Origin of the sequence: Dryocola clanedunensis, assembly GCF_038405435.1 — a bacterium.
Classification (GTDB): Bacteria; Pseudomonadota; Gammaproteobacteria; order Enterobacterales; family Enterobacteriaceae; genus Dryocola; species Dryocola clanedunensis_A.
Window position 1 is genome coordinate 26,913 of record NZ_JBBYHZ010000003.1, and the last position, 22,371, is coordinate 49,283.

Sequence of the window (22,371 nt, forward strand, 5' to 3'; positions counted from 1 at the left end):
GTATTCAATAAGAAAAATGTACATATCTGCAGTAGCAAAAAAAAGAGCTGCTTTACCATTTCACATAAAACAGCCCCTGTATTTCGCTTATAAATTACTGATTAAAAATCAACGAGTTCTAACTGACGTGCCATATTTAATTCATTACGCTCCACTATTTCTTCAACAATTTTGCCGGACGTATTGAACCTGAAATAGGTCAGACTGGTCCAGGTGACATCCCTGCCACTGATGTCAAAACCGTTCCATCTGTTAGAGCCTGTCGTCACATGAGTCAGGGCGACAACAACCTGGTCCTCAGCAACAACCTCTTTTTGAAATGTCGTCACAATGGTCTTATAGCGGTCGGTCACATTCTCGCGCAGCCCTTTTTTAAAAACCTCAAGACCGACTAGTGGCTCGGGGCAGTCAGGACGGCGAATCACCACGTTTTCATCAAAAAATTCCTTCACGCGTTCGACATCTTTTCCGTCGACACAGTATTTAAAATAAGCTTTTACCACATCCAGGTGAGTCATCTTCATTTCTCCGGGTTAATTAATCAGGGCTCCACCCTCAATATCCACTACCGAGCCGGTGACAAAGGGGCTATCAATGACAAACAGATACCCTTTTGCCAGGTCTTCTGCACGACCATACCTTTTGGCCGGTAGATTTTCTGCCGCCCGCGCCAGCATCTGTTCACGTGCTTCCGGTGCCATACCTGCATAGGCTTCAGTATCTGTCAGTCCCGGACTGATGGCGTTAACGCGCAGAGGAGATAACTCTTTCGCCAGCATTTTCACTGCAGCTTCCAGAGCCGCATTCATCGTGGTTTTCACCAGGGTGCCGGGAACGGTACGACGGGCAAGAAAACCGCTGGTCAGGGTCAGTGTTCCACCGGGTTTAATTTTCCCGCTCAGATGACGGGCAACCGCCAGACTGCCCCAGAATTTTGTATCAAACGCCTGTTTTGCGGTCTTCAAATCCAGGGTGGTGAATGCGCCACCCGGCGCCTGGGAGCCCGCCGTCACCACAATGTTGTCCACCGGTTCAAGCGTCCGGGCCAGGCGCTCAAGTTGCGCTTCATCGGCGATATCCAGTACCTGGCTTTCCACTGTCGCACCGGTTGTCTGAAGTTGCTGGCAGGCTTGTTGAAGCTTATCGTGATGGCGACCGGCAAGAATAATATGCTCTCCACGGATTGCCAGATGCTGTGCCACGGCGAAACCAATCCCCGTAGCGCCACCAATAATGAGTGTTCGTTGTGTCATGATTCAGACCTCAGTCGTCAGGAACGGATAATCGGTATAACCGACTTCAGTACCGCCAAACAGTGTCGCCGGATTGCCCATCTCTGCCAGCGGCAGGTTTTGTTTCAGACGGCGCGGGAAGTCGGGGTTGGCAATAAACGGGCGACCGAAGGCCACCAGGTCCACCACACCCGCCGCCAGCAGTTTGTCGGCTTTTTCACGCGTGTAATTCCCCGCCACAATAATGGCGCCGCTGAAGGTTGCCCGCAGGGTTTCACGGAACTCATAAGGCACCTGCGGTGCATCATCCCAGTCAGCTTCAGCCAGATGAATAAAGGCGATGCCCTTTGTTTCACACCAGGCCGCCAGCGCCAGAATCGCTTCGATGGCCTGTGGGTCGTCCATGCCACGCTGGGTGATAAAGGGGGCAAGGCGAATACCGGTGCGGTCTGCACCAATCGCGTCGCTGATGGCTTCCAGCACTTCCTGCGCGAAACGCACGCGGTTTGCCAGGCTGCCGCCGTATTCATCGGTCCGTTTATTCGAGGAGCGACGCAGGAACTGGTCAATCAGGTACCCGTTGCCACCGTGGACTTCCACACCGTCAAATCCGGCTTCCATAGCATTGATGGCCGCCTGGCGGTAATCCGCAATCACCTGCTGAATATCGGCATGGGCCAGCTCACGCGGGACCGGGCAGTCAACCATTTCACCCACACCTTCGCGGTTAACTACCCACACCTGTGCCTCCGGCGACAACGCTGAAGGAGCTACAGGCTTGCCGTCCGGGTGAAAACTTTCGTGAGACATACGCCCCACATGCCACAACTGAGAGAAGATTTTTCCGTTCACTTTATGAACCGCATCGGTCACCAGACGCCAGCCTTCGATTTGTTCAGCGGAATGGATCCCCGGCGTCCAGGAGTACCCCTGACCCTGTGGTGAAATCTGCGTCGCTTCGGTGATGATGAGACCTGCACTGGCGCGTTGCTGGTAATATTCGGCCATCAGTGCAGTGGGGATATTGCCCGGCTGCGCGGTACGTGCACGGGTCATCGGCGCCATCACAATACGGTTTTTTAGCTCAAGATGGCCAATCTGTGTGGTTTCAAAAAGCGGTTGTTGTTGCATGTTCTGTTCTCCAGGGCGGTCAGTTATGGCTTGACTTTACGTCCTGCGCGTCGCTTTGATAATGGCGGGAATAACTGATTCTATTTTCAGGAAAACGGAATAATGGGCAAGTTTGAAGATATGACGTTACTGGTGGAAGTCGTGGAGGCGGGTGGACTGGCCGCAGCCGGACGGCGGATGAATCTTTCTCCTGCCACCATGACGGCCCGGTTAAAGGCACTGGAAGAACGCTATCAGACCCGGCTGTTTAATCGTTCCACCCGGGCAATTGCACTGACACGCGCCGGTGAGGATTTTTACCACGCCGCACTTCGCGTGATGGAGGAAATGGCGCAGGCCGAGTCGAAACTGACACAGAAAGACGGGATGCTCAGTGGCAGCCTGCGTATTTCAGCGCCATCAGATTTTGGCCGACAGTATCTTTCGGCCGCACTGCTCGATTTTTCCCGTCTGCATCCTGAAGTCAGAAGCTTTGTCTATCTGAGTGAAAGTGTGGTGGATTTGATTGCCAACCGTCTGGACATGAGCGTGCGCTTCGGCAACCTCCCGGACAGCAATCTGGTGACGAAATTTATCCGCCCCAATCACCGTGTACTGGTTGCGTCAAAAAGCTACCTTGAAACACATGGGAAACCTGTGCATCCGGATGACCTGCACGGGCATCGTTGCCTGGTGATGGAGCAGCGCGGCACGCTGATGAACGAGTGGCGTTTTGAAGAGCATGATGTGCCCTCCATGGTGCGGGTCACGCCTGCCATGGTGTGTGATGATGGTGCCCTGCTACGCCAGTGGGTGCTGGCCGGGGCGGGTATCGCCAGCAAATCATGGTGGGATGTGAAGCGCGATGTCGAACAGGGGCGGCTCATCGTCTTATTTGCCGACACCTTTATCGGTTTCAGTCGCCATGACAAAAAACAGGTTGGCCTCCAGTTTGTCTACCCGCAACGCCGTTTTCAGCCTTTGCAGGTGACGGCTTTCAGCGAGTTTTTCATCAACTGGCTGGATAAGGAATGATCCGGTAACAGGTTTATTCATAAAAACAAAATAATCCATTCCATATTACTGCCATTATCAAAAGTGATTCTTTAGCCCAGAATGACTCTCATCATTCATCTGTCAGAGTCACTTATGAAACCGCAACGTATCCCTTTACAGGTCTGGATACTGACCTTATCCGCTTTTGCTATTGGCACCGCCGAGTTTGTTGTCGCCGGGTTACTCACCACCATGGCGCACTCCCTCAATATCACCGATGGCCAGGCGGGAAATGTGATCACCGCTTACGCCATGGCGATTGTTATCGGTGGGCCGGTTCTGACGCTGTGGCTTGCCCGTTTTGAAAAACGTAATGTCCTGGCCGGACTGATGGTGATGTTTATTGCCGCCAACCTCGTCAGCGCCTTATCCACCAGTTATTCGGTGCTGCTGGTCAGCCGGGTGCTGGCAGGCCTGGTACAGGGGCCGTTTTACGGTATCGGTGCGGTGGTCGCAACGCGTCTGGTGGCAGAGAATCTTGCGGGCCGCGCTGTGGGGCAAATGTTTGCCGGGCTGACGCTGGCCAACGTGTTGGGTGTGCCGTTCGGGGCCTGGATTGGCAATATCTTCGGCTGGAACGTGACGTTTTATGTTGTCTCCGCCCTGGGTGCGGTGGCGCTGGTTGCTATTATGCTGACCATTCAGCGCCAGCCTCCTGAGCCGGGTAAGAGTGTGCGTCAGCAGCTGGCGGTATTCCGTCATGGCCCGTTACTGGCAAGCCTTGCGATTACCGTTCTGTGCTGGACGGGCTTTATGACGCTGTATGGTTACATTGCACCACTGGCAGAGCAGGTGGCAGGTTACAGCGTACAGGCGTTAACCGTACTGCTGTTTGTGGTCGGGCTGGGCCTCGTGGTGGGTAACCATATCGGCGGTATGACAGCAGACCGCAACCTGCGCCAGGCGCAGCTTTTATGGCCGGTCCTGATGGTCGTGTCACTGATTGTTGTTGGCCTGGTCAGCAGCCATTACTGGTTGTTTATGGTGGCGACGTTCCTGTTCGGCATTGCCTCATTCGGTAATGTCCCGCCATTACAGATGAACGTACTGAAACATGGCAGTACTGCACCGGAACTGGCGGGTACCGCTAATATCTCAGCCTTCAACCTGGCGAATGCACTGGGCGGGATTATCGGTGGTCTGACCGTCGACAGTGCCCTCGGCGCGGCAGGTATTCCGTGGGTGGCGATACTGATCCCTGTGGCCGGCATTGCGTTTGTGCTGTTTAACCGTCGTACCACTGGCCTGAAAGTCCAGGCCGCGAGGTAACTATGTACATCGACCATGCGACATTCCGAAGCAGTGACATGGACGCCACGCGAGACTTTTTTATCGCAGTCTTTGATTTACAGCCCGGGGCGCGCCCCGGTCTTATCGGCAGCCGCATTCCCGGTTACTGGTTATATGCGCAGGACAAACCGCTGGTGCATATTATTCCTGCGGGCGATGAAGGGTACCCTTTACCCGCTGCGGCGTTAAAAGAAAGTATTGACCATGTGGCATTTCATCTGGAAGGTTACGGTGCCTTTCGGGAAAAACTCCAGGGTCTTGGGATACATTATTCCCTGATGGACCTGGCTGATATTCAGGAGCGGCGAGTTTTTATACGAGCCCCCGGAGGGCAGTTAGTTGAAGCGGTGTTCAGTGAACCTGTTCCGGAATCAACTTCTTGAAGGACAATGCCATTTTCTGAAGCAGTTCGGATCTGTATGCATGTCACTCTGCTGTCAGCGCCCGGTTTATGGTGGTATCCGTTGGCGGGCAGTACGGCGGGATAGCGAACAAAAATACAGCTGTGCAGGGATAACGGGCAAATTGGGGGCCAGTTATCCCGCTTATTTTCACTTTTGAAAGATAAGTCTTATCGTTCAGTCATTATTTTTAAGCGGTTCGATTTACGCTATTTTATAACCTGAGATTTTAACGGCATTAATAAGACATTCTGTCTCTTACTATAAATTAACAGGTATCACTTCTGTGATAGTTATATTGGGTTCTACACAGTGATAAAGACCAGAGCGGATTTGCTCTGTTGGTGATGGTTCCCGTAAGTCCGCATACTGAATCAAAAATATCATTCAGCCGCGCCCCGGTATTAAAGTTCGACGTAGTAACAGAAATGTTACTTTTACGCTATGGCTAATACAGCATAGCGTTTTTTTTATCCAACTCCATTCCTTTGAGGACGAGCATGAAAAAAACACTTCGTATCGGTCATATTGATTTAAGTTTCCACGCGGCCAGTGCAGCGCTGGTTTGTACTGTATTTGAAAAATATGGCTGGCAGGTTGAAATGACAGCCAGCCCTCATGAAGAGATGTTTAAGCGCTATGGGAAAGGAGAAGTGGACATGCTCATTTCAGCCTGGCTCCCTGCCAGCCATGATGTCTATCTGGCCCCTTATCAGGATAATACGGTTAAATTAACAGTCCTGTATCATCCTTACTGTATATGGGGAGTCCCTGATTATGTCCCCGTCAGCGATGTGAGCTCTGTTGAAGACTTACTCAGACCCGATGTCCTGTTGAAAATGGAAAAACGGATCCTGGGTATTAACCCGGGGGCCGGGATCAGCCGTTTTTCTCGTACAATGATCGAGGAATATCAACTTTCCGATTCCGGTTATTATTTTGAAAATGGCAGTGAATCGGCGTGCTACAGCACTTTTGAGCAGGCTGTCAGCGAACAGCGCTGGCTCGTTATTCCCTTGTGGCATCCGCAGTTCCTGCATCACAGATATACCATCCGGGCATTAGAAGAGCCAAAAGGGTTACTTGGCGGACAGGATGAAGCTACGCTGATAGCGTCCAAATCGATAACAGAGACATTCGAACCCCAGTTACTTGCTGAGCTTCAGGCTTTATCACCCGGTAATACCGTCATCAGCGAGCTGGATTATCTCATCTGCCGGCAAAATAAAACACCCAGTCAGGCCGCTGAAATCTGGCATCAACACCACTATCAGGAATAGCCTGTTGTGGGAGAGCACAAAAAAACGGCGAGCAGGCTCGCCGTTGCAAACTGTCTTTAATTAGCGGTCTTTTAAACTGGCATCCACGCCCGAGAAGAGATTAATGATGGGCTGGAACGCCGTTTTCCATTCGAAATCCAGTGACAATTTACCTGCGGAATTAGGCAGTAAAAACGGAATAGTGACCATAAAATAAAAGAAGGGAAATTCCCAGCCGCCACCTGGCATCATCCATGTGTAACCGATACCAAAATGTCCACTCATTAACTCGGCCGCAATAAGATAAATTGCTGCAATAAAAGCGCCAGCGCGGGTCAGAAAACCGAAACCAATCGATACTGCTGCTGTGAGTTCGGCAAGCCCACCGAGAATAATCATTGTAACGGCAACGTTTTCACTGAGCACGGTACCGAAAGTATGCATACCCACGACATTCTGAAAGAAACCAACCAGACCGGCATCATGATGCGACAAAAACAGTTTTTCAGTACAATGCGTCAGGAAATTAAATCCAACAAACATTCTTAAAAAGGAGAGTGCTACCTCCTGGTGACCATATTGACGTATCCCCTCCCTGAAGATAATGATGGCCTGGAGCAGCAGAGGAATGAATGTGATGGCGGTTAACCAACCCACCCGTGACCAGTCATGCTGATCGGCATTTCGCACGACAATCAACGTAAAGAACAACGTTAACATAAAACTTATCAGGCGGTTTTTACGCCATAAGAGTGCTGTCAATGGGATCAGGAATGAAAACAAAACCATCACGATTGCAGACCATGTCCCGTCGTAATGATTCAGATATGTCACCGATGCAATAAAAGAAATCAGCCCGGTAATAAAGGTTAAATAATAAATTTTAGCTTTCATTTATTTGCCGCCTGTTAAGAAATACTAAGGGTCACTGATTTCTGACAACTTTGAGTGTAAGAGTGGATGTGGCAAGAGTATGCTGATTAATAAAATACCCGGTCAGTGGTGCGGTTGAATTATCCGGTACATCGAGTTTTTCAACATCAAGAGCGTGTAGTGTATAAATATAAGAATGGACTTTTCCCACGGAAGGACAAGGACCGAGATAATTGCGCTTGCCGGTATCATTTGCTTTTATTGTTGCGCCATCCGGTATTTCATTTCGTGAGAGATGATTGCGTGCTGCGGGAATATCAATTAACATCCAGTGCCAGAAACCACTGCCTGTATCAGCATCTTTATCGTATAAAGTGATGGCATAACTGCGTGTTCCTTCAGGGGACGATTGCCATGATAATTCAGGCTGGATATTCTTCCCTTTGCATCCGAAATCATTTGCCATTAAATCAACAGAGATATTTTCACCATTATGCAAAACCGAACTTTTCAACGTCAGCCTGGCAGCATATCCCGTTGCTGATGATACCCCAGCCCACAGAATCAACGTTGCTATCATTACTTTTTTACTGAATCTCATACGTCCCCCATAAATATCCAACTAAAATACAAGTGAGGAATATATTTATAACGCTGGATGGCTTTGTTCTGCTATCTATTAATACTGAATAAATAATTCACCTGAAACGAATAATATATTTTGAATTATGAGGTGTAGATCTTGTTTTTTTAGGTTCGTTATAATCCCAAAAATTAAAATTGCCGACAGGCGGTAGTGCTGTAACGTATTTACCCAAAGAGTTCTGAAAAGGGATATGAACTGCTTAATTAAAAAATGTCATGTAAGAATATCTTCGGCCGTAGGCTCCTTTGTCACGTACTGATTTTCTCTGGGCATTAGTTGTGCATGCAACTGACGCATTTGCTTTTTCCATTCCGAAAAATTAAGTCCGGCTTCTGCCGAGACTGCGTTTTAGTGTGAATTATCTAAAATAACAGCTGAAATTTGTAAAAGTTGAATTGATAGCTGATTACAGATTTAAAGTATTTTCAGATAGATATTACATCCATGAACATACCCAACTATTGGCCGGATTCTTGCGATCCGGTTTTTTTATTTATCTGAGGAGATGTTATGGAACTTAAAGATCCGTCTGAGCCTTTGCGACAAGTGCTTTCCGGATTACCTGCATGGGTCAGCGGTAATAGTGCGGATGGCTACAACGGTCAGGCGACGCTGAACGTCGCCTTCTTATAACTCATCAGCCCCGGAAACGGGATATTGCATCACTACTCAAGGCCCCTGTTGCTCACGCAACAGGGGCCTTTTGCATTCAGGCCTAACACCGCTTTTTGTCATCAGCCTTACCCGCTTTATCTCAGTATTTTCATTACTCATTTCATATCAGTCCTGACCGGCTGACTTTTTATATCTGGAGCAAAACCATGACTACACAAGCTGACACCACCCATTCACCGATTAGTGATTCACAAATGACTACCGTCATTACGACCACCCTGGTACCTGATGAACTGCGTGTTAACTTTTGGCCGCAGCACTTCGGGCGTATCCCACAGTGGATTTTTATCAAAACCCATGTTTTCGGCTGGATGGACCGCTTCTGTGAAGACTACAGCGGTGGTATCTGGCATTTCCATACACTCAGCAACGGTGGTGCATTTATGGCACCCGAAGATGTGGATGACAAGAAATGGGCGCTGTTTAACAACATGAATGGCAACAGTGCGGAAATGAGTGCGGAAGCCGCAGGCATTGCCATCTGCCTGATTGAGTACAGCCATCACGCCTGTCGTACCGAATGCGATGCCATGACAGAGCATTACTACCGACTGAGGGATTACACCCTTAGCCATCCCGAATCCCACGCCATTCTCGCCATCATCGATTAAGGAGTTCTGCCATGGAAAAACAACTGACTCTGTTTACTCCGGAACTGCCGTTGACCTCACTGCGCACCATCAAACGTGCCCTGAGTCTGCTAGACCATCACCTGCGTGAACCGGGTGTGGCATTTACCTCCACACAAGCCGCACGCGACTGGCTCAGGCTGAAGATGGGAACCCTTGAGCGGGAAGAGTTTGTCGTGCTGTATCTCAATAACCAGAACCAGCTGCTTGCCCACGAAACGCTTTTTACCGGCACCCTCAGTCACACTGAAGTTCATCCTCGCGAGGTGGTGAAACGCGCGCTGTACTTTAACGCAGCGGCGGTGATATTTGCCCATAACCACCCTTCCGGGGAGGTAAACCCTAGCCAGGCTTACAAAACCATTACCCAACGACTGGTAAAGGCGCTGATGCTGGTGGAAATCCGGGTACCCGACCACCTGATTGTCGGCGGCAGGCAAATATTCTCATTCGCCGAACATGGTCTTCTTTAACAGGAATAAAATGATGAATAAAGACACTACCCAAACCTGGGGTCTTAAACGAGATATCACGTCATGCTTCGGAGCACGGCTGGTGCAGGAAGGTAATCGTCTGCATTTTCTGGCAGACCGGGCAGGATTCACCGGTATGTTCAGTGAGGTACAGGTCCTACAACTGGATGAAGCCTTCCCGCATTTTGTCGCACATCTGGAGCTGATGCTGCTTTCTGGTGAATTAAATCCCCGAGATGCCCATTGCGTCACGCTGTACCGTAATGGGTTGACCTATGAAGCCGATACGTTGGGCAGTCATGGGTATGTATATATCGCAATTTATCCCTCAAAATAGGTTAAAGACTGATCTTTAGCTTTATCCCTGCATCGTAATCCTTCAAACCTTTTCCTCCTTTATTAAGAGACTCCACTCATGCAAACCTCAACTGTACCGGCCACGTTGCCGGTTTCGTCACGCCTGTCGCCCGTGCAGATCTGGCAGCAACTTTTAACGTATCTGCTGGAGCACCATTACGGCCTGACACTTAACGACACGCCATTCCATGAGGACGCGGCCATTCAGGAACATATTGAAGCGGGAATAACACTGGCTGATGCGGTGAATTTTCTGGTGGAACGCTATGAACTGGTACGCACCGACCGCAAGGGATTCATCTGGCAGGGGCAGACGCCATTCCTGACCGCTACCGATATTCTCAGAGCAAGGCGAGCTACCGGATTAATGAATACGTAAATTCTTCGAGCCTCATTCCTGATTTTTACCTCAGCACTTTCCACCCTTTTTATTCATCGCTAAATGCGCCTGCCACTTTCGGCAGGCGTGTTTGCTTTAATGGATGATTAACGATGCAAACAGAACCCGACGTGTTAACAGATCACAACGAACTCATCCTTTCGACCAATATTGAACGTGTGGTCACTGGCTGCGATTCCGCACTGAAACAGATTGAACAACTTATTCAGCAGCTTGATGCCATTTCACGGCTAACCTCAGAAATTGGCGGTGGTACAGCGCAAGACTGGGCGATGAAAGCAGGGCACCGTTACGATAGCTGGATGACCGAAAAGGTAGATAAAGCGCTGCCTGCCGTCACCCGCAATATTGACCGTAGTATCTGGCGAGACTTGATGCTGAAGTCTGGCATGATGGCCTTGATGGATGCTCAGGCCCGTGACCAGTGGCATAAGTACCTGGAGGAGGGGGAGCTGCCTGCCATCAGCGAGGCGAATATCCTCAGTACTTTTGAGCAGCTACATCTGAACAAAATGGATGTATTTGAGCGTGGCATTATCAATGTCTTTAAAGGGTTGTCGTGGGATTACAAAACCAATAGTCCCTGCAGCTTTGGTAAGAAGATCATCGTCAACAATCTGGTGACGCATAACCGCTGGGGATTTAGTCTGAACAGGGGTTGGCGTAGGGATCAACTGGCGGATCTGGAGCGAATGCTATTTCTGCTGGATGGTAAACCGATACCCGACAATCGTGGCGATGTTACTACTCGATTGATGGAGCATATTCGGGACAACCCTTCGAAGGATGTTTACGAAGATGATTTCTTCAGTATCCGTTACTTTCAGAAAGGAACCGCGCACATCACTTTTAAGCGGTACGATCTGACAGAAAAGATGAATGATATTGTGGCGAAGCACTATCCGGGGATGCTGGCTAATCCGCGTTAACGTTGATGGGCGTTGAGAAAATTTACTTACACCATCCGTTACATAAACTATTTGAATACGTGGTTTTTGGTGAGGGGTTTTGCGTAACTCATTGATTTTAAATGGTACGCCCTACAGGGCTCGAACCTGTGACCTACGGCTTAGAAGGCCGTTGCTCTATCCAACTGAGCTAAGGGCGCACTGGGGAAGTGCTGTTCCGGACTGTACGTATTATTCGGAATGCCCGGATTATACGGTCAACACCTTTCTAGTCAATGGCTTTTCAACTGCCTGCGCGACAATTGACCATTCTGGCAGATCTTTGCCTGACAGGACGCGCGGCTTCTGACAAAATAGAAACAATCCCCCTCCTTTTTGATTACAGCGGAATTATTCGACTGATGGCAGCAAAGATTATTGACGGTAAAACGATTGCGCAGCAGGTACGGCTTGAAGTTGCTGAAAAAGTGCGTGCGCGTGTTGCAGCGGGAAAACGGGCGCCGGGACTGGCCGTTGTGCTGGTTGGTGAGAACCCTGCGTCGCAGATTTATGTGGGCAGCAAGCGCAAGGCCTGCGAAGAGGTGGGCTTCCTCTCACGCTCTTACGATTTGCCGGACACCACCACGGAAGCGGAGCTGCTGGCGCTGATTGATACCCTCAACGCGGACAGCGAGATCGACGGCATTCTGGTGCAGCTGCCGCTGCCTGCGGGCATCGATAACGTGAAGGTGCTGGAACGCATCGACCCGGACAAAGACGTGGATGGCTTCCATCCCTACAACGTTGGCCGCCTGTGCCAGCGTTCGCCGCGCCTGCGCCCCTGCACGCCGCGCGGTATCGTGACGCTGCTGGAGCGCTACGGTATTGATACCTACGGGCTGAACGCCGTGGTGATTGGCGCGTCCAACATCGTTGGCCGTCCGATGAGCATGGAGCTGCTGCTGGCCGGCTGCACTACCACCGTGACCCACCGCTTCACCAAAAACCTGCGTCATCACGTCGAGAACGCCGATCTGGTGATTGTCGCCGTGGGCAAACCGGGCTTTATTCCCGGCGAGTGGATTAAGGAAGGGGCGATTGTCGTGGACGTCGGTATCAACCGTCTGGAGAGCGGCAAAGTGGTCGGTGACGTAAATTATGATGAAGCCGCCGTCAAAGCCTCGTATATTACGCCGGTTCCGGGTGGCGTTGGCCCTATGACCGTCGCCACTCTTATTCAGAATACCTTGCAGGCCTGCGAGGAATATCATGATGTCGATGGAGAGTAATATGACGACCTTCTCATTAGGAAAACACCCCCACGTTGAGCTGTGCGATCTGCTGAAGCTGGAAGGCTGGTGCGAAAGCGGCGCGCAGGCGAAAGCGGTGATTGCCGAAGGTCTGGTGACCGTAGACGGCGAAGTGGAAACCCGTAAGCGCTGTAAGATCGTCGCCGGTCAGACGGTCAGCTTCGAAACCCTGAGCATCACCGTTCAGGCGTAGTCGTAAAAGTGGCGGATGGCGCTTTTGCTTATCCGCCCTACGCTAATCTGCGCGCAATCCCTTCTTAAATCCCCCTACAAAAAACAGGTTAAAACCTGCGCAGCTTCAAATATTCGATAACAGTATGGCTACATCTCAGATTTTAGTTGCCGGGCGAAATCCGTTTCGTCACTATAAGTAGAACGTTCTAGTAGAACGTTCTACTTACCATAAAAACGCGTAATTCAGACAAGCGCGATGGCGGCATCAACACCGGGGGGAGTTTCTATGAGTTTTTTATCGAGAGTAACAAAATCGTTATCAAAGCTGTCGATGATCGGGCGCGCGCTGATGCTGCCCATCTCGCTGCTGCCCGCTGCGGGCCTGCTGCTGGCGTTTGGCGATAAGTTTCATTTACCGCTGATGATGAACGCGGGCGGGGTGATTTTCGACAACCTGCCGATGCTGTTCGCCATCGGCTCCGCCGTTGGGCTGGCGGCGGAGTCCGGCATTGCGGCGCTGTCGGCGGCGGTGTCCGTGTTTATTATCAACGTAACTATCGGCACCGTGCTGCACATCACGCCGGAGATGGCGGCGGCGGGCGGCAAATACGCGATGGTGGTCGGCATTCCAACGCTGCAAATGGGCGTGTTCGGCGGCCTGATTTCCGGGATTCTGGCGGCGTGGTGCTACAACAAGTTCCATACCATGCAGCTGCCGGAGTTCCTCGGCTTCTTCTCCGGCAAGCGCTTCGTGGCTATCGCCACCGCGTTCCTCTCTTTCCTGCTGGGCATGGCGCTGCCGTGGATCTGGTCCTACATCCAGTCGGGTATCGACTCCCTGTCGGTTGTGGTGAACGGTGATAACCAGGCGCTTTCCACCTTTATTTTTGGGCTGGTAGAGCGTGCGCTGATCCCGCTGGGCCTGCACCACATCTGGTATCCGTCGTTCTGGTACTCGTTTGGGTCATACACCACCGGGGCAGGCCAGGTCATTCACGGCGACCAGACAATCTGGTTCAAAATGCTGGAGGAGGGCGTGAAGTCGTTCAGCAGCGACAGCTACCAGAACGCCGGCAAGTTTATGCAGGGCGAGTTCCCGCTGATGCTGTTTGCGCTGCCGGCGGCCTGTCTGGCGATGTATCACGAAGCGAACACCAAAAATAAGAAGATTGCCTCCGGCATTCTGTTCTCCGCGGCGCTGACCTGCTTCCTGACGGGCATCACCGAGCCGGTTGAGTTCACCTTTATCTTCGTCGCGCCGATTCTGTACGTGTTCAACGCGATAATGGCTGGCCTCTCTTATATGTGCATGTACCTGCTGCATGCCCATATCGCCAAGTCCTTCTCGGCGGGGATGATCGACTACATCTCCTTTGGCATCCTGCCGTCCTTTAACGGCTACCAGACCAACTTCCTGATGGCGGTGGTGGTGGGCGTGCCGATGGCGCTGATTTACTACTTCACCTTCCGCTACGTTATCCGCCGGTTTGACGTGAAAACGCCGGGCCGTGCGGACATCACCGCCAATGCAAATGATAAAACCGATACCGAAATCGCCGGGGATATCATCGGCCTGCTGGGCGGGGCGGAAAACATAAACTCCGTCGGCTCCTGCATCACGCGCCTGCGTCTTGAGGTCGATAAGAGCGAGAAGGTCAACAAAGACGGCCTGAATAACCTGGGCGCACGCGGCGTAGTCTTTGTTGGCGACTCGGGGATCCAGGTGATCTTCGGCGCCAGGGCGCAGTTTATTGCCCAGACGATGTCGACCATGATAGGCAAATAGTGGGGGAAAACCTTCAGCCCCCGTAGGATTATCGGGGGCTTTATGGTATGGATAACAAGGAATTTAGGCGTTAAGGAACGGGATGAAAAAGGTCAATATTATTGATGTGGCGCAGCGGGCGGGCGTCTCCGTTTCGACGGTGTCGCTGGTGCTGCGTCAGAAAGGGAAAATCTCTGAGGCGACCATCGACAGGGTCAACGCCGTAATTGCAGAGCTGGGCTACGTGCATAATACGGCTGCGGCAAACCTGCGCTCGAACACCTCAAACCTGATTGGCCTGATCATCCGCGACTTCAGCGACTCCTTTTCCATTAACGTCACCGCAGGCGTCGTGCAGCAGCTCCAGCTGCAGGGCTATATGGTGTTTCTCGGCCAGCCGCAGGATGATTCGCAGCAGCTTCAGCAGTGCCTGACCTCGTTTGCCCAGCAGGGCGTGGCGGGGGTTATCTATCTGGATGCCAACAACCGCTCGGCCAGCGTTCCGCAGCTGATTACCGACTGCCCGCTGCCTACCGTCGTCATCTCTGAATCTTCGGTAAACAGCACCCGCGATATTATTGGCCGCGACAACCGGCAGGCGGGCAACCAGGCCACGCGCTATCTGATTGAGCGCGGGCACCGCAATATTGCCTACCTGGGGGGAAGCGGCGGCTGCCTGATCCGCCAGGAGCGGCTGCTGGGCTACCGCGGCGCGCTTGCGCAGTACGGCCTGCCGTACCGCGACGAGTGGGCACCCGTCTGCGACAACGACACGCTGGCGGCGGCCATCGCCACGCGGGAACTACTCGAAACCAGCAACAAAATAACCGCCATACTTTGCCACTCGCCGCCAGCGATTATCGGCTGCCTGAGCGGCATTCAGCAGGTCGGGCGTACCGTGGGTAAGGACGTGTTTTTAACGCAGGAGGTTTCGCTGATTGGCTTCGAAGACATGATGCACATTAATCTGACCTCGCCGCTGTTCAGCTACGTCTCGGCCTCGAGCGATGAAACGGGCCGCCAGGCGGCGACGCTAATCGTGAATAAGATCAAGGCGCCGACCCTGCCCGCACAGAAAATCATTATTTCCGGTGAGCTGGTGCTGCGCGAGTCGGCATAACTAAAACTTCCTGGTGGCGAAGGAGAAGACGACCCACATTTTGTGGGCCGTATTTATTAGCGTTTTTTCAGAACCTCATTTAATCGAACCAGATCGTGTTTTAACAGCACGACGCCCGCGCCGATTAGCAGAATATCTTTAATAATAAAGCTGTCGACTTTACCCAGTTGCGGTAAAAGGCTCAGGGTGGTGATGCCCGTAATAATCACCAACGCTGCGCCGAGCGCGCCAAAAAATGGTCGGGAAAAACCGACGAGCAGCGCGAGAAAAGTGACCGTCTCCATTACCCCAAGAAAGTAGCTGCCGCCGCTGACCCCAAAAAGAGTGTACAGCACGTTGAGCCATGTAGTTGATATCAAAGGCTCGAGGGCCTGCACCTCAAAGTCGAACCACTTATAGGTTCCAAACAGGGCAAAAATGAAAATGACGGACAGACGCAAGATCGCTATATCGGTTTTTGACAATATCCGAATCATTTTATTTAGCAGGGGATGCTGAGTTGTCGTATGCATAGTCTTTTTCCTTTTGAACATTACTTATTATTATTGCGTTAATGTTTAGCTATCTACTGGATGGTAGGTTGGTAGGGTAAATAAAGTCCGGAACACCGGACTTCAATACGCATTTAATCAGTAGTTAGCATCCGCAGAAGGGCTTCCTTTGTGCGGGCGTGTATTTCATGCGGTGGTGTACGGTTGAGCATCAGCGCGCCTTTAAAAGCGTTGCACACAATAACAGCCATGTCTTCAGCGGGGACCTGGAAATGTAACTGACCCGCTTTTCTGCCGTTTTCCAGAATATCGCTAAGTATTCGTAATTCAGCCTGCGCCAGCTGACTTACCGCGCTCTGCAATTCAGGGGTAAAAAGATTGCTGTCTGAGAGCATGGCGTAAACACCACACATTTGCTTTTTCTCAACGCAGTCCGAGAAAGCCTCCAGATAAGCGAGCAGCTGTGCTTTTCCCGCCGGTAAGGTGTCTATCTGGCTTTTCAGTTTATGAAAAGCTGCCATTTTCTTATCGCAGTAAGCCAGACCAAGATCCGTTTTAGAGGGAAAATGGTGATGAATACTGGCTTTACGGATACCCATACGCTCTGCCAAATCCGCATAGCTAAACCCGGCATAACCATTTTCCTGAATCAGGGTATCAGCTAAATCCAGAAGGTTATCGTAGGTGGACATACTTGTTCTCCCGGCACAGGCACGGCTGTGCAGATAATCAGATGCAACGTCGTCCGGCGGCCATCGTAACCGGGCGTTTTTGCATAGAATAACAGGAAATTAGCGATAGAGGGTGGCCGTCCCGTGCAGCAGATTGTTCCCGCCAACGCTGGTAATACGATAGCTGCTGGCCCCCGCCTCCTCAGCCTGCATACGAAGCTGATTGTTTAACTCGCTGATGCTATAGGCCGGGCCGGATAACACAACGCCGATTTTCATCAGCGCATTTGCCTCAGCGGTGTTGACCTCTTCGGCAGCGTTCGCAAAACCAGCGGTCGCTAAAATCATTGCGGCAAGTGCGGTACGGATAATGTTTGTAGCTTTCATCATGTTCTTCCTGAGCTGTGTTTTCGTTTATTGGAGTTGAGTCGACAAACTCAATCTACCTACCAGAAGGTAAGTGGGCAATGAAAATATATTCCCGTCATTAGCATTGTGATCTTAATCACATTAATTCGCTGTGGAATTGAGAGGTTATCCAGCGTTAACGGCCGCAGATAAATGGTTAACGCTATGAAAAAATTATGCTTTTATAATGCGTAGGTACCGATTTGCGTTAGCTGATATCAGAAGCTGCTGACGAAGAATTATCTTTCTTCAAACTCCCGGCAAATTAGCGTTGTGTTCTCTGGCGGAATAGCTTCGTTAGTTAATTCGCAAAAAGGGAAGCCGTTTTTCTGCTGATGGAAACGGCAATGCTGGCAAACGCCGAATAGCCTCACGCCTTCGTTCTGCTGAACGATTCTTAGGATCTGTTTGAGCTGCTGTTCCAAATCCAGGCCGCCATCGGGGAGGGACCGCTCCGCCTGAACAATACCTTCATGGCGCATTGCTTCTTCCAGCGCTTCCTGTGTGCGCGCAGACAGATACAGCTTCACCTTCCGCTTATCCTTCACATCACTTTCCCGGGTGATAAATCCTTGCTCTTCCAGCTTGCGTAATGACTGTGAGACGGTGCCCTTGGTCAGACCCAGATACTCGGTTACCGCCCCTGGGGAATTGGAGTAGTGGTTGCAGCGGAAGAGATAGTATAAAGCACGGATTTGTACCGGAGGCAGATTTCTGAAGGCTGGAACGGCTGTAAAAGTATGGAGTTGCAGATTGGCCAGTCTTTCAATGATATCAAACAGGGACATAGTGGCGCTCGCAGTGAAAAGCAAATGGTATCGAATCACTACGGTGTTGACAAGGTCAGTGATTGTGATTAAGGTAATTTTGTATCGAATCGATACCATTTCAAAAGGAATTAAAATCATGTCAAAATCCGTGACTTTTTATCATGCTGGTTGCCCGGTCTGTCTCAGCGCTGAGCATTCGATTCTGCAAATCATTGACCCGACCGTCTCTATCGACATCGTTCATCTTGGCGACAGCCCGGATCAAATTGCAGTAGCTGAGGCAAGCGGCGTAAAGAGTGTTCCTGCGCTGGTGATTGATGGCCAGGTGCTGCACCTGAACTTCGGTGCCAGCATTGCCGACTTAAAATAAAGACGTAAAACACTGATGTTCAACGTGGGTAGCGTGGCGTTGCCCACGATTTTTGGGGAGGATGAATGATGACGCAAAAAAATTATCGGCAGGCTCCTGAATGGGAGATCGAGCATTGGTTTAATTCACCGACACCGCTATCACTCGGATTCCCTGCGCGGCAAAGTGATTGTGCTGGAAGCATTTCAAATGCTTTGCCCGGGCTGTGTCTCGCATGGTTTGCCCCAGGCGAGTCGTGTCCATCAAACTTTTGATCGGACCCGCGTTGCCGTAATTGGGCTGCATACGGTTTTTGAACACCACCAGGTCATGACAAAAGATGCCCTCGGGGTTTTTATCCATGAGTACCGCATCCCATTCCCGATTGGCGCTGATACGCCAGGCTTCGGTAATGACATTCCTCGTACGATGAAGAGTTATGGTATGCAGGGCACGCCTACGCTTGTGTTAATCGATCAGCTTGGGCGAATCAGGCAGCAGCATTTTGGCTCTGTTCCCGATTTGCAGCTAGGTGCGGAAATATCAGCTTTGCTTTGTGAGTCTGAGTCAGCGAAGGCCGCGAATAATCAGCAGGTCGATACTGCATCAGATGTGGCGGCTCAGTGCTCAACCCAGGGTTGTCCGATGGAACGGTAATGTTTCCGGGCAACTCAGGCTGCTGGTGTTGTAGCCAACTACCATTTTTTTTCAAGTATCAGCACCGCAGCGATCAGAATCACTACGATCAGCAAAAACCCCAGGGATATGGCAAGGGCATCACCCATGTTATGTCCCGTTGAACGACAGGCATCGTGCAAGTCTGGTTACGATTTACCCTGGCGGAAATAAGAGGAAAGTATGAATTTTTTCGCGCAGCGGGCAGGCTGACGTCCGGTATTTATAAAATTTATAATTTTTCAGCTTATTGATCGTAAAGTGATAATTTAAAAATCATTTTCATTTTATCTTTTTATTTCCCTTCCTGTGGTATTAACCCCTGACACCTTTCCCCTACCTCTTTTTGCAGAGCTGAATTTAAGTTACATGTCATATTCAAAAAACCTGCTGACGCTGGCGATTATTGCCGCTGGATATATTCTGCCTATGCAGGCCCACGCTTTACCGCAGGTAAAAAAGGTTTCTTATAATACGACCCACAGCCACAAGCGAGCCAAAAAGCCCGTGCGCGATTCAGACAAGGCAACGAGCTTTGCCGCCCGGCAGCGTTAACGAAGTCGCAAACTCCAGCAGCAGCCAGCAGTACATGGAGCTGAAGTCGGGCCTGAGCCGCCGCTTTACCTTCGGCGATTCCCTGACGCTGAAACCAGCCGCTGGCGTGAAGTTCCGTCATACCGAAGAGGGCGGGGTAAACGAAACCGGCGCCAATGATTTCAACCTTAAGATGGACGCCAGCAAAGAGAGCGCGGTGGATGCCGTGCTGGGCATGCAGCTCGATTACGCGGGTCAAAACGGCTGGGCGAAGCTGGAGGGTGGACCGAACCTCTCTTACAGCAAGAGCCAGCGTAGCGCCGAGCTGCAGGGGGCCGCAGGCCAGCGCTTTACCGTCGACGACGGGCAGAAAGGCGGCGGCGTGAACGGGCTTGCCCAGGTGGGGATGCAGTACAGCAAAGAGAACACGACCTTCGGCGTTGACGCCTATTCATGGCGGGAGGACAGTGTCAGCGACAAAGGATTTAACCTGAAGCTGAAGATGAAATTCTGAAACTGACTGCTTAATCACAGGCTTTACGTAAAACAAATCCCCTTTAGCTCGTGCTGAAGGGGATTTTTACTTCTGGCACCGCCGCTTAGCGGTGATATTCCCCGGCCGCTTCGGGCTGGAACTCAATATCCAGCACTTCCAACTTCGTCTGGTTGCCGTTTGGCAGCGTCCACTCGATGCTGTTTCCCACGCGAACGCCCAGCAGCGCTGCGCCAACGGGCGCCATAACCGAAAGCTGGTTTGTGCTGTCCGTCAGGTTGGCCGGATAGACCAGCGTGCGCAGGTGCTCTTCGCCGGAAGTCAGATCGCGGAATTTCACGCGGCTGTTCATCGTCACCACGTCCGCCGGGATATTTTCCGGGCTGCACATCTCGGCACGGTCCAGCTCTGCGTTCAGCAACTCTGCAACCGGCAGGTTGGCATACTGTGGCTGCTCCAGCAGGCGGTCGAGGCGCTCGGCATCGAGGTCGTTAATGATGATGGCAGGTCTGGACATAATTCACTCCGTGTAAAAAACGTGCACTCATGTGCGGGAAACCGTACAAAGAAAAACCCCCACCGTAAACGATGAGGGTCTGGTCTTTCCTGATAATACTGGGCTTAACTCAGGGTTAAAAGCGACTTAAGTCACAAACCCGGCTCTCAGGCGATTAGAGGATGATACTGCCCACGAGGGCAAAGAGGAAGGCGATTGTGCCAATCAGCGTTTCCATTACCGTCCAGGTTTTCAGCGTGGTCTTCTCGTCCATCTCCAGGAAGCGGCCCACCAGCCAGAAGCCGGAGTCGTTCACGTGGGACAGCACGGTCGCGCCACCGGCAATCGCGATAACGATAAAGCACAGGTCGAACTGGCTCAGGCCCGTGGTGGAGGCCACCATCGGAGAAACCAGCGCGGCGGTGGTGGTCAGCGCGACTGTGGCAGAACCCTGCGCCACACGCAGCGCGGTGGCGATAACAAACGCGGCCACGATAACCGGCATCCCGGTATCAGACAGCACGCCCGCGAGCGCGTCGCCAATGCCGCTGGCACGCAGCACGCCGCCGAACATCCCGCCCGCACCGGTCACCAGAATAATGCCGCAGATTGGGCCAAGCGCGCCGTCGCAGATTTTTTCCAGATGCTCGCGGCTGTGTTTGCCGCTGAAGACCATCAGCGCGAAGAACACGGTGATCAGCAGGGCGATAGGGGTTTTACCGAGCATGCGCAGGAACTGCACTACGGTGTTGTCGGCGCTTACCCAGCCCAGCACGGTCGCGGTATTCAGGCCGGTATCCAGGAAAATCAGCACCAGCGGCATCAGCAGGATGCTCAGTACCGTACCGAATGCAGGCGGCTGGTGAGTGGGATCGGCCTCGATTTTGCCCAGGAAAGAGGTCGGCAGCGGCACGTCAAATTTCTTACCGGCGTACTGTCCGTAAAGATAGGCACCCAGATACCAGGTTGGGATTGCAATAATCAGGCCGGTGATCACCAGCAGGCCAATGTTAGCACCGAGCAGTTCACTGGCGGCAACCGGACCCGGATGAGGTGGCACCAGTGCGTGCATGACGGCGAAGGCACCCGCCGCCGGGAAAGCATACTTCAGCGTGGAGCCGCCAAACTGTTTGGCAACGCTAAAGATGATTGGCAGCATCACCACCAGGCCCGCATCGAAGAAGATCGGGAAGCCGAAGAGTAGCGATGCCACACCCAGCGCAAAAGGCGCACGGTGGGAACCAAAGGTGCCAATCAGCGTATCCGCCAGCACCTTCGCGCCGCCGGAGATCTCCAGCAGACGCCCGATCATTGCGCCAAGGCCAACGAGCAGCGCAACGCCCGCAAGGGTGCCGCCAAACCCGGTCAGGATCGTCGGAACGATTTTATCGAAAGGCACGCCGGTCACCAGCGCGGTGGCAACGCTCACCAGGGTCAGGGCTAAGAAGGCATGCACTTTAAAGCGCATGATTAATATAAGCAGAAGCACGACTGCACAGGCTGCGATCCCCAGCAGCGTTCCTGCGCCATAACTTGTTGTTAGTTCGGTCATAATTATTATCCTCGGGCCGACTTTACAGGTGACAAGCGGGTTAGCTTAGTACACCGATGTGCTGATACCGGTAACATGATATCGGTAACATTACGCCGTCGGGAACCCGCCCTGTCATATTTGTTAACATTTTGGGAGCAGCTTCAAACTATGGAAATAAAACGACCGAAATGGGATCCGGCGAATTGCCGTTCATAAACAAACCTGCCAGGCGCGTAGGATGCCGTGCCGCTTATCCAGCTTGCGATAAAGATCCTCCCTGTACCGGCTGCGCT

The 22,371-nt window shown here is 51.7% G+C and carries 29 protein-coding genes and 1 tRNA gene; 18 read left to right on the top strand and 12 right to left on the bottom strand.

The features are described from left to right. Positions 1-101 precede the first annotated feature (101 nt). The 3 genes from AAE045_RS07625 to AAE045_RS07635 are packed head-to-tail and all read right to left on the bottom strand — an operon-like array spanning position 102 to position 2,363. The gene (locus AAE045_RS07625; protein WP_455547211.1) at positions 102-518 is read right to left on the bottom strand and encodes an ester cyclase; all 417 of its coding nucleotides are present in this window, start codon (positions 516-518) and stop codon (positions 102-104) included. 15 nt (positions 519-533) lie between these two features. Continuing rightward, positions 534-1,253 (bottom strand): SDR family oxidoreductase, encoded by a 720-nt coding sequence (locus AAE045_RS07630; protein ID WP_145573323.1) that lies wholly within the window; start codon positions 1,251-1,253, stop codon positions 534-536. A gap of 3 nt (positions 1,254-1,256) precedes the next feature. Then, positions 1,257-2,363 (bottom strand): alkene reductase, encoded by a 1,107-nt coding sequence (locus AAE045_RS07635; RefSeq protein WP_455547212.1) that lies wholly within the window; start codon positions 2,361-2,363, stop codon positions 1,257-1,259. 102 nt (positions 2,364-2,465) lie between these two features. On the opposite strand from AAE045_RS07635, the gene AAE045_RS07640 reads away from it, so the two are divergent. From AAE045_RS07640 to AAE045_RS07655, 4 genes are all read left to right on the top strand, one after another. After that, positions 2,466-3,377, top strand: coding sequence for a LysR substrate-binding domain-containing protein (locus AAE045_RS07640; RefSeq protein ID WP_455547213.1), 912 nt, complete (start codon positions 2,466-2,468; stop codon positions 3,375-3,377). Between the two features lie 114 nt (positions 3,378-3,491). Further along, complete coding sequence (locus tag AAE045_RS07645; RefSeq protein WP_123756877.1) at positions 3,492-4,667, top strand: MFS transporter; 1,176 nt, start codon at positions 3,492-3,494, stop codon at positions 4,665-4,667. Positions 4,668-4,669: 2 nt separating this feature from the next. Beyond that, positions 4,670-5,071, top strand: a complete 402-nt coding sequence (locus AAE045_RS07650) for a VOC family protein (protein ID WP_455547214.1) — start codon at positions 4,670-4,672, stop codon at positions 5,069-5,071. A gap of 518 nt (positions 5,072-5,589) precedes the next feature. Then, positions 5,590-6,369, top strand: a complete 780-nt coding sequence (locus tag AAE045_RS07655; RefSeq protein WP_455547215.1) for a glycine betaine ABC transporter substrate-binding protein — start codon at positions 5,590-5,592, stop codon at positions 6,367-6,369. A 60-nt stretch (positions 6,370-6,429) separates the two neighbouring features. Here AAE045_RS07655 and AAE045_RS07660 read toward each other — a convergent pair whose 3' ends face one another. Together AAE045_RS07660 and AAE045_RS07665 are read right to left on the bottom strand one after the other, a co-directional pair. Then, on the bottom strand, positions 6,430-7,242 hold the full coding sequence (locus tag AAE045_RS07660; RefSeq protein WP_145573333.1) for a DoxX family protein: 813 nt from the start codon (positions 7,240-7,242) through the stop codon (positions 6,430-6,432). A gap of 31 nt (positions 7,243-7,273) precedes the next feature. After that, positions 7,274-7,822, bottom strand: a complete 549-nt coding sequence (locus AAE045_RS07665; RefSeq protein WP_455547216.1) for a YbhB/YbcL family Raf kinase inhibitor-like protein — start codon at positions 7,820-7,822, stop codon at positions 7,274-7,276. Between the two features lie 555 nt (positions 7,823-8,377). Between AAE045_RS07665 and AAE045_RS07670 the strand changes: the two genes are divergently transcribed. The 6 genes from AAE045_RS07670 (at position 8,378) to AAE045_RS07695 (ending at position 11,330) form a co-directional block, all read left to right on the top strand. After that, positions 8,378-8,500 (top strand): hypothetical protein, encoded by a 123-nt coding sequence (locus AAE045_RS07670; protein WP_455547217.1) that lies wholly within the window; start codon positions 8,378-8,380, stop codon positions 8,498-8,500. A 236-nt stretch (positions 8,501-8,736) separates the two neighbouring features. Further along, the gene (locus AAE045_RS07675; protein ID WP_455547662.1) at positions 8,737-9,153 is read left to right on the top strand and encodes an antirestriction protein; all 417 of its coding nucleotides are present in this window, start codon (positions 8,737-8,739) and stop codon (positions 9,151-9,153) included. 11 nt (positions 9,154-9,164) lie between these two features. Continuing rightward, positions 9,165-9,644: a RadC family protein gene (radC, locus tag AAE045_RS07680; protein ID WP_455547218.1), complete on the top strand. Its 480-nt coding sequence runs from the start codon at positions 9,165-9,167 to the stop codon at positions 9,642-9,644. A 13-nt stretch (positions 9,645-9,657) separates the two neighbouring features. Next, the gene (locus tag AAE045_RS07685; protein WP_455547663.1) at positions 9,658-9,981 is read left to right on the top strand and encodes a type IV toxin-antitoxin system YeeU family antitoxin; all 324 of its coding nucleotides are present in this window, start codon (positions 9,658-9,660) and stop codon (positions 9,979-9,981) included. Between the two features lie 78 nt (positions 9,982-10,059). Then, positions 10,060-10,380, top strand: coding sequence for a TA system toxin CbtA family protein (locus AAE045_RS07690; protein WP_455547219.1), 321 nt, complete (start codon positions 10,060-10,062; stop codon positions 10,378-10,380). Between the two features lie 113 nt (positions 10,381-10,493). Beyond that, a complete protein-coding gene (locus AAE045_RS07695) occupies positions 10,494-11,330 on the top strand; it encodes a DUF4942 domain-containing protein (RefSeq protein WP_455547220.1) in 837 nt (278 codons plus the stop codon). 102 nt (positions 11,331-11,432) lie between these two features. Here AAE045_RS07695 and AAE045_RS07700 read toward each other — a convergent pair. Next, positions 11,433-11,509 (bottom strand) — tRNA-Arg (locus AAE045_RS07700). 201 nt (positions 11,510-11,710) lie between these two features. On the opposite strand from AAE045_RS07700, the gene folD reads away from it, so the two are divergent. The 4 genes from folD (at position 11,711) to malI (ending at position 15,657) form a co-directional block, all read left to right on the top strand. After that, complete coding sequence (gene folD, locus AAE045_RS07705; RefSeq protein ID WP_455547221.1) at positions 11,711-12,577, top strand: bifunctional methylenetetrahydrofolate dehydrogenase/methenyltetrahydrofolate cyclohydrolase FolD; 867 nt, start codon at positions 11,711-11,713, stop codon at positions 12,575-12,577. A 1-nt stretch (position 12,578) separates the two neighbouring features. Next, positions 12,579-12,791: a ribosome-associated protein YbcJ gene (gene ybcJ / locus AAE045_RS07710; protein ID WP_202303734.1), complete on the top strand. Its 213-nt coding sequence runs from the start codon at positions 12,579-12,581 to the stop codon at positions 12,789-12,791. Positions 12,792-13,058: 267 nt separating this feature from the next. After that, positions 13,059-14,558, top strand: coding sequence for a PTS transporter subunit EIIC (locus AAE045_RS07715; protein WP_455547222.1), 1,500 nt, complete (start codon positions 13,059-13,061; stop codon positions 14,556-14,558). An 82-nt stretch (positions 14,559-14,640) separates the two neighbouring features. Continuing rightward, positions 14,641-15,657 carry a Mal regulon transcriptional regulator MalI gene (malI, locus tag AAE045_RS07720; protein WP_455547223.1) on the top strand — a complete coding sequence of 339 codons (1,017 nt, stop codon included), beginning with the start codon at positions 14,641-14,643 and terminating at the stop codon, positions 15,655-15,657. A 56-nt stretch (positions 15,658-15,713) separates the two neighbouring features. Here the strand turns inward: malI and AAE045_RS07725 are convergent, their stop codons facing one another. From AAE045_RS07725 to AAE045_RS07740, 4 genes are all read right to left on the bottom strand, one after another. Continuing rightward, positions 15,714-16,169: a DUF417 family protein gene (locus tag AAE045_RS07725; protein WP_455547224.1), complete on the bottom strand. Its 456-nt coding sequence runs from the start codon at positions 16,167-16,169 to the stop codon at positions 15,714-15,716. A 113-nt stretch (positions 16,170-16,282) separates the two neighbouring features. Then, positions 16,283-16,840, bottom strand: coding sequence for a TetR/AcrR family transcriptional regulator (locus AAE045_RS07730; RefSeq protein WP_455547225.1), 558 nt, complete (start codon positions 16,838-16,840; stop codon positions 16,283-16,285). Between the two features lie 99 nt (positions 16,841-16,939). After that, complete coding sequence (locus tag AAE045_RS07735) at positions 16,940-17,209, bottom strand: YdgH/BhsA/McbA-like domain containing protein (protein WP_455547226.1); 270 nt, start codon at positions 17,207-17,209, stop codon at positions 16,940-16,942. A 257-nt stretch (positions 17,210-17,466) separates the two neighbouring features. Continuing rightward, positions 17,467-18,135: a MarR family winged helix-turn-helix transcriptional regulator gene (locus AAE045_RS07740; protein WP_455547227.1), complete on the bottom strand. Its 669-nt coding sequence runs from the start codon at positions 18,133-18,135 to the stop codon at positions 17,467-17,469. Here AAE045_RS07740 and AAE045_RS07745 point away from each other — a divergent pair. The 4 genes from AAE045_RS07745 to AAE045_RS07760 all read left to right on the top strand — a co-directional run bounded on the left by AAE045_RS07745 (position 18,134) and on the right by AAE045_RS07760 (position 20,069). Beyond that, a complete protein-coding gene (locus tag AAE045_RS07745) occupies positions 18,134-18,367 on the top strand; it encodes a thioredoxin family protein (protein ID WP_455547228.1) in 234 nt (77 codons plus the stop codon). The two genes, AAE045_RS07740 and AAE045_RS07745, sit on opposite strands and share 2 nt — an antisense overlap. Positions 18,368-18,538: 171 nt before the next feature. Further along, complete coding sequence (locus tag AAE045_RS07750) at positions 18,539-19,003, top strand: peroxiredoxin family protein (RefSeq protein WP_455547229.1); 465 nt, start codon at positions 18,539-18,541, stop codon at positions 19,001-19,003. Positions 19,004-19,390: 387 nt separating this feature from the next. Next, on the top strand, positions 19,391-19,576 hold the full coding sequence (locus AAE045_RS07755; RefSeq protein WP_455547230.1) for a hypothetical protein: 186 nt from the start codon (positions 19,391-19,393) through the stop codon (positions 19,574-19,576). Beyond that, complete coding sequence (locus AAE045_RS07760) at positions 19,557-20,069, top strand: autotransporter domain-containing protein (protein WP_455547231.1); 513 nt, start codon at positions 19,557-19,559, stop codon at positions 20,067-20,069. Before AAE045_RS07755 ends, AAE045_RS07760 begins: the two co-directional genes overlap by 20 nt. Before the next feature lie 85 nt (positions 20,070-20,154). Here the strand turns inward: AAE045_RS07760 and rnk are convergent, their stop codons facing one another. Further along, positions 20,155-20,565, bottom strand: a complete 411-nt coding sequence (gene rnk / locus AAE045_RS07765; protein WP_455547232.1) for a nucleoside diphosphate kinase regulator — start codon at positions 20,563-20,565, stop codon at positions 20,155-20,157. Between the two features lie 154 nt (positions 20,566-20,719). Then, positions 20,720-22,096, bottom strand: a complete 1,377-nt coding sequence (locus AAE045_RS07770; protein WP_455547233.1) for a GntP family permease — start codon at positions 22,094-22,096, stop codon at positions 20,720-20,722. Between the last annotated feature and the right edge of the window lie 275 nt (positions 22,097-22,371).